This is a genomic window from Kitasatospora sp. NRRL B-11411 (genome assembly GCF_000721345.1).
Lineage (GTDB): Bacteria > Actinomycetota > Actinomycetes > Streptomycetales > Streptomycetaceae > Kitasatospora > Kitasatospora cineracea.
The window spans coordinates 1-9,914 of sequence record NZ_JOGH01000171.1; the positions used below are offsets into that span (position 1 = coordinate 1).

Below are 9,914 nucleotides of genomic sequence, written 5' to 3' on the forward strand. Positions count from 1 at the left end.
TGCGGGGGATGCGGGGCGGTGGGGCGGGCGGGTTGCGGCGGGGTGTGTCACAGCACTGTTCTGGGGGCGGCCCGGGTGCAACGGGTTCGTCCGGGCGGACGGTCCTGGTCTTCGGAAACCCGCTCGCACCGGGCGGCCGGTCCGACCGTCCCACCGGAGGAGATCACCATGCCCTGGCCGGGCGCCGGCTCGCTGCCCGCCTCGGACACCGACGGGTCCCCGGTGAAGGTCGGCCCGGTGGGGAGCGCCGGCCAGGGCGGGTGACCCCGGCCCGCGTCGGGCTGACGGGCCGTCAGCGGCGGTGCGGCGGCAGGTGGGTGGCGGCGGTGCGCCAGGCGGCGGTGACGGCGGCCCGGGCCTCGGCGGTGGCGGTGGCGACGTCGGGGGAGAGGTGCAGGGGCGCGCCGAGGTGGACGTGGACGGCGGGGCGGCGCAGCGGGGCGGTGAGCAGGCCGGCGAACTGCTTGGCGGTGGAGCCCGAGCTGATCCGGCGGGCGCCGGCCTGGCCGAGCGGGACGACCGGGGCGCCGCCGGCGGCGAGCCGGGCCAGGCCGGTGCGGAACGGGCCGGGGGCGTGGTCGGCGGGGTCGGTCCGCAGCGGCAGCCGGCCCTCGGGGTAGAGGACGACCACCCGGCCGGCGGCCAGCGCGGCGGCCGCGGCGTCCAGGGCCCGGGCGGCGTGCTCGGTGCCGCGGTGGACGGGGACGTGGCCCTCGCGGGTCAGCGCGCCGCGCAGCAGCGGGATCCGCCACAGTCCGGCGGTGGCCAGCACGACGGGTTCGACGCCCAGCCGGTCGAGGGCGGCGAGCACCACGCCGGGGTCGGCCAGCGAGGAGTGGTTGGCGGCGACGATGCTGCCGGGGGCCAGGACCGTCTCCGGGTCGGTGGTGACGGTGAGGCGCCCGAGGACCGGGACGACGGTGCGGGCGACGGCGCTCAGCATGGGGTGGGCCCTCGGGATCGGGTGGCGGCGGGCCGCCCGCGGCGCTCCCGGGGGCGGCCCGCCCAGTGTGGCGCCGGGGCGGCCGGTGCGGCCTGAGCCCGGGTACTCACCCGCGTACTCACCCCCGCCGGCCGGTCCGGCGGGGGTGGGCGGCGCCCGTTCAGGCCGGCCGGCGGCGGGCCGTGACCAGGCGCTGCAGGACGATGAAGACGAACAGCAGGGCGCCGATGACGATCCGGGTCCACCAGGAGCTGAGGGTGCCCTGGAAGCTGATGATCGTCTGGATCAGGCCGAGCACGGCCACGCCCAGCACGGTGCCGATCAGGTAGCCGGAGCCGCCGGTCAGCAGGGTGCCGCCGATGACCACCGCGGCGATCGCGTCCAGCTCCAGGCCGACCGCGTGCAGGCCGTAGCCGGAGAGCATGTAGAAGGTGAGCAGGACGCCGCCGAGCGCGGAGCAGAAGCCGCTGACCGCGTACACGGTGACCTTCGTCCGGGCCACCGGCAGGCCCATCAGCAGGGCGGACTGCTCGCTGCCGCCGAGCGCGTAGACGTTGCGGCCGAAGCGGGTGTAGTGCAGCACCACGAAGGCGGCGACCACGACCAGGGCCGCGATCAGGGCGCTCGGGGACAGGAAGGTGCCGCCGGGCAGCGGGATGCGGGTCTGCGCCATCGTGGTGTAGGAGGAGTCGGTGATGGAGATCGACTCGACGCTGATCGTGTAGCACAGGCCGCGGGCCAGGAACATGCCGGCCAGGGTGACGATGAACGGCTGGATCTCGAAGGTGTGGATCACCCAGCCCATCGCCCAGCCGATCCCGGTGCCGATCGCCAGGACCAGCGGGATGACGACCAGCATCGGCCAGTGGTGCTTCTCCACCAGCCAGGCCGACACCATGGTGGACAGGGCGACGACCGCGCCGACCGACAGGTCGATGCCGCCGGTGAGGATCACGAAGGTCATGCCGACGGCGACGACCAGCAGGAAGGCGTTGTCGATCAGCAGGTTGAGCAGGACCTGGCCGGAGGCGAAGCCCTCGTACTGCACCGAGCCGGCGCCGAACATCGCCAGCAGCAGGACGGAGGTGACCAGCAGCGGGATCTGTCCGCGCAGCCGGGCGGTGAGAGTGGCGATCATGTGCCCACCTTCGGAGCGGTAGGGGCCGCGGGCTCGGGCCGGCTGCTGCGGGCCGCGTGGCGGCGGCGGGCCATCTTGGCGCGGAACTGGGGGGACTGGACGAGGCAGACGGCGATGACCACCGCGGCCTTGAAGACCAGGGTGGTCTCCGGCGGGATGCCGATGGTGTAGACGGTGGTGGACAGGGTCTGGATGACCAGGGCGCCGATCACCGTGCCGCCGATCGAGAACCGGCCGCCGTTGAGCGAGGTGCCGCCGATCACGACGGCCAGGATGGCGTCGAGCTCGATCCACAGGCCGGCGTTGTTGCCGTCGGCCGCCGACACGTTGGAGCTGATCATCAGACCGGCGACGGCCGCGCAGACCGCGCTGACCACGTACACCAGGGCGGTCAGCCGCAGCGCCCGGATGCCGACCAGCCGGCTGGCCACCGGGTTGCCGCCGACCGACTCCAGCAGCAGGCCCAGCGCGGTGGAACGGGTCAGCAGCAGGGCCGTGCCCACCGCGGCGGCGGCCAGCAGAACGGCGAACGGCACGGTGAACCAGTAGCCGCCGCCGATGAGTTGGTACGGGCCGCTGGTGACGGTGATGATCTGGCCGTCGGTGATCAGCTGGGCCACGCCGCGCCCGGCGACCATCAGGATGAGCGTCGCCACGATCGGCTGCACGCCGATCCGGGCCACCAGCACACCGTTGACGGCGCCGAGGACGAGCGCCACGGCCAGCGCCAGGGCGACCGCGACCAGCACGGTGGTGACGCTGCCGGGGTCGGCGGCCTTGCTGATGTACAGGCAGGCGAGGGCGCCGGCGATGGCGACGGTGGAGCCGACCGACAGGTCGATGCCGCCGGTGGCGATGACCAGCGTCATGCCGAGGGCGACCAGGGTCAGCGGGGCGCCGAAGTGCAGGATGTCGACCAGGCTGCCGTACAGGTGGCCGTCCTTGATCCGGACGGCGAAGAAGTCCGGGGTGAAGGCCAGGTTGGCCAGCAGCATGACGGCCAGGACGGCCGCGGGCCAGAAGAGCCGGTGCCTGGCGATCGCCGTCACGGCCGGCCTCCGCTCGCGATGGTCTCCATGATGTGCTCCGGGGTGAGGGAGCCGTCGTTGGCGAGCTGGGCGACCATCCGGTGGTCCTTCAGCACGCCGACCTTGTGGCTCAGGCGCAGGACTTCTTCGAGTTCGGCGGAGATGAACAGCACCGCCATGCCCTTCTCGGCGAGCCGGGCGACCAGCTTCTGGATCTCGGCCTTGGCGCCGACGTCGATGCCGCGGGTGGGCTCGTCGAGGATCAGCAGCTTGGGGTCGGTGATCAGCCAGCGGGCCAGCAGGACCTTCTGCTGGTTGCCGCCGGAGAGGTTGCGCACCAGCGCCTCGGGGTCGTTCGGGCGGATGTCCAGGGCGCGGATCCAGCGCAGCGCCAGGGCGTCCTGCTCGGTGCGGGAGATCGGGCGCAGCCAGCCGCGGCCGGCCTGCAGGGCGAGGACGATGTTCTCGCGGACGGTGAGTTCGCCGACCAGGCCCTCGGCCTTGCGGTTCTCCGAGCAGAACGCGATGCCGTGGCCGATGGCGGCGCGCGGTTCGCGCAGCGCGGCGGGGCGCCCGTCCAGGCGCAGGGTGCCGCGGTCGGCCTGGTCGGCGCCGAACAGCAGCCGGGCGGCCTCGGTGCGGCCGGAGCCGAGCAGGCCGGCCAGGCCGACCACCTCGCCCGGGCGGACGGTCAGGTCGTACGGTTCGATGGCGCCGCTGCGGCCGAGGCCGTCCGCGACCAGGAACGGCTCGCCGCCGGCGGCCACGGTGTCGGTGCGGCGGCCGGCCGCGGCCAGGCTCTCCAGGCTGGCGAGTTCGGAGCCGATCATCCGGGAGACCAGCTGGACCTGGGTGAGGTCCCGGGTGCGGTACTCGCCCTCCAGGCGGCCGTTGCGCAGCACGGTCATCCGGTCGCAGATCTCGTAGACCTGGTCGAGGAAGTGCGAGACGAACAGGATCGCCACCCCGCGGTCGCGCAACCGCCGCATGACGGCGAACAGTTGGGCGACCTCGTCGCGGTCGAGGCTGGAGGTGGGCTCGTCCAGGATCAGCACCTTGGCGTCGACGTCGACGGCCCGGGCGATGGCGACCAGCTGCTGGACGGCGATGGAGTGGCTGTCCAGCCGGGTGGTGACGTCGAGGTCGAGGTCGAGCGCGGCCACCGAGGCGGCGGCGCGGCGGCGCAGTTCGGACCAGTGGACCAGGCCGCGCCGGCGGGGCTCGCGGCCGATGAAGAGGTTCTCCGCGACCGACAGGTTCGGGCAGAGGTTGACCTCCTGGTAGACGGTGCTGATGCCGATCTGCTGGGCCTGGAGCGGCCCGGTGATCCGCACGGCGCGGCCGGCCATCGAGACCTGCCCGCCGTCGGCCCGGTACACGCCGGTGAGGACCTTGATCAGGGTGGACTTGCCCGCGCCGTTCTCGCCCATCAGCGCGTGCACTTCGCCCGGGAAGAGCCGGAAGTCGACGCCGTCGAGCGCCAGCACGCCGGGGAACTCCTTGCGGAGCCCGCGTACCTCCAGGACCGGTGGCTGCATCGGTCCTCCTTTCGTGGTCGGTCGGGAGACGGGGGCCCGTGCCGCGGGGCAGGCGGCGCGGGCCCCCGGGGGGTCCGGCCGGATCAGTACTGGCGGTTGGGCAGCGCGGCGGTGGCCTGCTCGGGGGTGAAGGTGCCCTCCTCGGTCTTGATCCGGCGCTCGACGCTCTCGCCGGCCTTGACCTTCTTGGCCAGTTCCATCAGCTGGTCGCCGAGCAGCGGGTTGCACTCGACGTCGAAGTTGATCTTGCCCTGGCTCATCGCGGTGAAGGCGTCCTTGACGCCGTCCACCGAGACGATCTTGATGTCGGTGCCGGGCTTCTTGCCGGCCTCCTCGATCGCCTGGATCGCGCCGAGCGCCATGTCGTCGTTGTGCGCGTACAGCACGTCGATCTTCGGCTGGGACTTCAGGAACGCCTGCATGACCTCCTTGCCCTTGGCCCGGGTGAAGTCGCCGGTCTGCGAGGCGACCACCTTGAACTTCGGCTCGCCCTTGATCGCGTCCGCGAAGCCGGACTTGCGGTCGTTGGCGGGCGCGGAGCCGGTGGTGCCCTCCAACTGGACGATGTTCACGTCCCCGGAGGCGGAGGCGTACTCCTTGACCAGCCAGTCGCCGGCCTTCTTGCCCTCCTCGACGAAGTCCGAGCCGAGGAAGGAGACGTACAGCGACTCGTCCTTGGAGTCCACCGCGCGGTCGGTGAGGATCACCGGGATGTGCGCGTTCTTGGCCTCCTTCAGGACGGTGTCCCAGCCGGACTCGACCACCGGCGAGAAGGCGATCACGTCGACCTTCTGCTGGATGAACGAGCGGATCGCCTTGATCTGGTTCTCCTGCTTCTGCTGCGCGTCGGAGAACTTGAGGGTGACACCGGCCTTCTTCGCCGCGTCCTGGATGGACTTGGTGTTGGCGGTGCGCCAGCCGCTCTCGGCGCCGACCTGGGCGAAGCCGATGGTGAGCTTGCCGTCCGACTTCTTGCCGTCGGCGGAGCCGCTGCCCGAGGAGCAGGCGGTCAGGCCGAGGACCAGGGCGCCGGCGAGTGCGGCTGCGGCAACGGCTCTCTTGGACATCTGGGGTTCCTCTCGGTTGTGCTCCCGGGCGGGCGCCGCGGGGCGGCGGGTGGTGCCGGAAGGGGTGGGGGTGGTGCCGGAAGGGAAGGGGGTTCGCATCGGGCGGCCCTGCGCGGACGGCCGCCGCGGGGGAGTGCGGTGGATCGCCGGAGGCGGGGAGTGCGCCGGGTTCGCGGCCGGCGGCCGGCGGTGGTGCCCCCGGTGGGGTTCGACGCCGGCGCCTCGGCCAGACAAGATTGTTAGCGCTAACAACCACCCTCGGCAAGAGCGGTGCACCGCGTTATCGAATCTTGACCGCCGCCCCGGCGGGCGCCGGGCCGGACGAATCGCGCACCACCAGGTCCGGGGCGATCAGCACCCGGCGGCCCGCGCACGGCACCCCGGACAGCTCCTCGACCAGCAGCGACAGCGCCTGCCGCCCCAGGGCCTCGAAGTCCTGGCGGACCGTGGTCAGCGGCGGGACCAGGTAGGCGGCCTCCGGGATGTGGTCGAACCCGACCACGCTGATGTCCCCGGGGACCGCCCGCCCGCCCTCGTGCAGCGCGCGCAGCACGCCCAGCGCCGTCTGGTCGTTCGCGCAGAACACCGCGGTCACCCGCGGGTCGGCGGCGATCCGCAGCCCGGCCTGGTAGCCCGAGCGGGCGCCCCAGTCGCCGGGGAGTGCCGGCGGCACCTGCGCGCCCGCCTCGGCCAGCGCGCCGCGCCAGCCCCGCTCCCGCTCCTGGCTCTCCAACCAGCCCGGCGGGCCGGTGATGTGATGCACCGTCAGGTGGCCGAGGCCGAGCAGGTAGCGGGTGGCCGCGGCGGCCCCCGCCACGTTGTCCACCGCGACCCGCGGAACGGCGGAGGGCGCGCCGGTCCCCACCATCACCACCGGGCTCGCCCCGGCCGGGTCGGTCGGGCCGCCGGTCGCGGAGACCTGCGGGGCGATCACCGCGATGCCCTCCACGCCCTGGTCGCGCAGCCGGTCGACGGCCTCCTGCACGGAGCGCGGGTCCAGCGACCGCAGCGAGGCCACGCTGACGAAGTAGCCCGCGCTGCGGGCGGCCTGCTCCAGCCCGTCCAGCATGGAGGCGGGCCCGTAGAGGGTGCTGGCGAAACTGACCACGCCCAGGGTCTGCGAGCGCCGGGTCACCAGCGCCCGGGCCATCGAGTTCGGCCGGTAGTCCAGCTCGCGGATCGCCGCCGCGACCCTGGCCCGGGTGGCCGGGGCGACGTTCGGCGAGCCGTTCAGCACCCGCGAGACGGTCTGGTGCGAGACCCCGGCCAGTTTGGCCACGTCGGCCATCACGGGCTGACGGGTCCTCGGTTCGGTCATGCGGGCTCCAATCGCGGCGCCCGGCCGGCGGGCCGGACCCGGCCGCAGGGGACCGGCGGACCCGGTGGTGCGCGCTCGCGCGGCGCCGGGCCGCGGCCCGCCGGTCCGGCACGGGGGGTCGGCGGGCGCTCAGACGAAGCGCCACAGGTGGTCGGTGGTGCCGTTGTCGTCCCAGAGCACCACCTGGGCGCCCTGGGCGGTCGACATGCCGGTGACGCCCAGCACCCGGCCGCCGGCGGCGCACTGGATGCGGAAGCAGCCGCCGGAGCCGTACCGCAGCCGCCACCGGTGGTCGGCGGCGCCGCTGTCGGCCCACTGGACGATCCGGGCGCCGTTCGCGGTGGCGCCGCCCTCCGTGCCGAGCACCTTGCCGCTGTTGGCGTTGCGCAGCCGCAGGTAGCCGCCGGTGTCCACGACCGCCGACCACAGGTGGTCGGCGGTGCCGCTGTCGCCCCACTGGAGGACCGGTGCGCCGTCCGCGGTGGACATGTTCTGCACCCCCAGGACCAGGCCGCTGTTCAGGTTCCGGATCCGGCGCGCGCCGTCGGGGACGAACCGCCACCGGTTGTCGGAGGTGCCGTTGTCCGGGTGCTGGACGGCCTGCGCGCCCTGGGCGGAGGAGCTGTTCAGGAGGCCGAGCACCTTGCCGCTGTTGGCGTTGCGCAGCGCGTGGGTGCCGTCGCCCAGGTCGACCACCTCCCAGCGGTGGTCGGCGGTGCCGTTGTCCGCCCACTGCAGGACGGGCGCGTCGTCCGCGGTGGACATGTTCTGCACGCCGAGCACCTTGCCGCTGCGGGCGTTGCGCAGCCGCAGCGCGGTGCCGTCGGCGACGAGGGACCACAGGTGGTCGGCGGTGCCGGAGTCCGCCCACTGGAGGGCGGGCGCGCCGTCCGCGACGGACATGTCCTTGACGCCCAGGACGAGGCCGCTGGCGGCGTTGGCCAGGCGGAAGCCGGCGCCGGTGCTCCAGTAGACGCTGTAGTTGTAGCCCTGCGCGTCCTGGAACGGCCCGAGGCCGACGTCCGCGCCGTCGGCGGTGGCGGTGAAGGCCAGCGCGGTGCTGCTGCTCCTGACCACCGAGGAGAGCGCCAGCGCGGGCAGCGCGGCCGGCACGGTGTCGCCGTGGTTGCCGCACAGCACGGTCGGGCCGTAGCTGAGGGCGACGACGTCCGGGTTGTCGTTGGCGGGCACGGCGGCGACCTGCATCGGCAGCGTGACCGTGACGGTGTCGCCGGAGGTCCAGGCGCGGGTGAGGACCGCGTAACTGCCGGGCGCGGCGGGCGTGTTCTGCACGGCGCCGTTGACGGCGAGGGTGGCGCCGGCCGCCCAGGCCGGGATGCGCACCCGCAGCGACCACGTCCCGGCGACGCTGCCGGTGACCCGCAGGGTGGTGGTGTCGCCGACCGGGTAGGCGGTGCTCTGGGTGACGGTGATGCCGCGCTGGGACCAGTCCAGCACGGAGGGCGTGAACAGGTTCACCGTGAGCGTGCTGCCGCTGTGGAAGTAGACCGAGTCCGCCAGCTTGGTGTTGGACTCCAGCGCGGTGCCCTGGCAGCACCAGAAGGTGCCGTAGTCGGTGCTCCACGTCCCGCCGCCCCAGGCCGGGCCGACGCCGCGCCGGCCGCCCGCCCTGAGCGGGGTGAAGTAGGTGATGTGCCCGTGCGGGTCGGCCGGGTTCTGGCCGCCGATGGTGTGGTTGAGCAGGTCCCGCTCGTAGAGGTCGAAGTAGTCGGCGCGCTCCGGGTCGAGCAGCCACAGCTCCCGGGTCAGCTTCTGCAGGTTGTACGAGTTGCACAGCTCGCAGGTGTCGTCGGTCAGGTGGGCGGCGATCGCGTTCGGGGCCCGGAAGTGCTCGGCCTGGCTGTTGGCGCCGATCGCGTAGGTGTGCGCGCCGGTGGTGATGGTCCAGGCGTTGGCGGCGATGTCGCGGTACCGGGCGGTGCCGGTGGCCTTGTACTCGCGGACGGCGCCGATCCACTTGGGCAGCTGGGTGTTGGCGTGCAGGCCGTCGAGCCGGTCCTGGCCGGCGGCGAGCGGGTCGAGGACCGCGGCGTGCTCGAAGCGCTGGGCCACCGTCAGCCAGCGCCGGTCGCCGGTCTGCAGGTGGAGGTCGGCCAGCACCTCGGTCATGCCGCCGAACTCGGTCCCCAGCACCGCCTGCATCCGGCTGTAGCCCAGGTTCGCGGTGCGGGCGTCGACCCAGCCCGCCAGGGCCAGCAGCACGTCCCGGGCCTGGGTGCTGCCCAGCAGGCGCCAGACGTCGAGCAGGCCGGCCATGGTCTTGTGGACGCAGTAGTAGGGCACGTTCCCGTTCGCGAGGGTGCCCGCCTCCAGCGCGGCGAAGTCGCTCTCGGGGAAGCCGGACAGGTACCCGGCGGTGAAGCCCCTGGCCGCGTTGCCGGCCTGGCACTGGGCCATCGCGGCCACCATGGCCGCGGCCTTGTCCCGGCAGACGGTGTCGCCGAGCGCGGCGTACGCCTGGGCCCAGGCGGAGAGGAAGTGGCCCTGCACGTGGCCGCGGAAGGGGAAGCCCGGCGCGTCCCAACCGCCGTTCGGGGCGGCGCCGTTGGTGGACAGGCCGTGGGTGGCGCGGAAGACGTACAGCAGCCGGTCGACGTCGACGAACCGCAGGTAGGCCAGGGTGCGGTTCTGGTTGTCGAGCCAGCGGCCGCCGGTGAGCCGGACCTGCCCCGGGTCGAACGGGTAGGTCGAGACGCCGACCTCCGCCTGGACCGGAGGGACGGTGGCGGCCGCGGCCGGGGACCGGTCGGCGGCGAGCGGGACGGCGGCGGCCACCGCCGCAGCCCCGGTGGCCTTCAGCACGCTGCGCCGGGTCGGGGCGGAGGGCGGGGGAGGGGGCGGGGGAGGAGGAGGGGGCATGG

Annotated in this window: 7 protein-coding genes and 2 pseudogenes; 1 reads left to right on the forward strand and 8 read right to left on the reverse strand. The window is 73.8% G+C overall.

All coding sequences use genetic code 11. The features are described from left to right. Positions 1-150: 150 nt before the first annotated feature. Positions 151-264: pseudogene (locus IH44_RS45950) on the forward strand (DUF4232 domain-containing protein); the annotation flags it as partial. A 28-nt stretch (positions 265-292) separates the two neighbouring features. Here IH44_RS45950 and IH44_RS0137005 read toward each other — a convergent pair. The 8 genes and pseudogenes from IH44_RS0137005 to IH44_RS0137035 form a co-directional block, all read right to left on the reverse strand. Beyond that, positions 293-943, reverse strand: a complete 651-nt coding sequence (locus tag IH44_RS0137005; protein WP_030464231.1) for a 1-acyl-sn-glycerol-3-phosphate acyltransferase — start codon at positions 941-943, stop codon at positions 293-295. A gap of 160 nt (positions 944-1,103) precedes the next feature. After that, positions 1,104-2,081, reverse strand: coding sequence for a galactofuranose ABC transporter, permease protein YjfF (yjfF, locus tag IH44_RS0137010; protein ID WP_030464232.1), 978 nt, complete (start codon positions 2,079-2,081; stop codon positions 1,104-1,106). Beyond that, entirely contained in the window at positions 2,078-3,076 is a 999-nt protein-coding gene (locus IH44_RS0137015; RefSeq protein ID WP_081967353.1) for an ABC transporter permease, read from the reverse strand. Before IH44_RS0137015 ends, yjfF begins: the two co-directional genes overlap by 4 nt. Before the next feature lie 50 nt (positions 3,077-3,126). Continuing rightward, entirely contained in the window at positions 3,127-4,647 is a 1,521-nt protein-coding gene (locus IH44_RS0137020) for a sugar ABC transporter ATP-binding protein (protein ID WP_030464234.1), read from the reverse strand. A gap of 83 nt (positions 4,648-4,730) precedes the next feature. Next, positions 4,731-5,714 (reverse strand): ABC transporter substrate-binding protein, encoded by a 984-nt coding sequence (locus tag IH44_RS0137025; RefSeq protein ID WP_030464235.1) that lies wholly within the window; start codon positions 5,712-5,714, stop codon positions 4,731-4,733. 280 nt (positions 5,715-5,994) lie between these two features. Next, complete coding sequence (locus IH44_RS0137030; RefSeq protein ID WP_030464236.1) at positions 5,995-7,032, reverse strand: LacI family DNA-binding transcriptional regulator; 1,038 nt, start codon at positions 7,030-7,032, stop codon at positions 5,995-5,997. Positions 7,033-7,161: 129 nt separating this feature from the next. Beyond that, positions 7,162-7,281: an RICIN domain-containing protein gene (locus tag IH44_RS49910; RefSeq protein ID WP_369795045.1), complete on the reverse strand. Its 120-nt coding sequence runs from the start codon at positions 7,279-7,281 to the stop codon at positions 7,162-7,164. After that, positions 7,264-9,912: pseudogene (locus IH44_RS0137035) on the reverse strand (beta-L-arabinofuranosidase domain-containing protein); the annotation flags it as partial. The pseudogene IH44_RS0137035 and the gene IH44_RS49910, both read right to left, overlap by 18 nt. Positions 9,913-9,914: the final 2 nt, after the last annotated feature.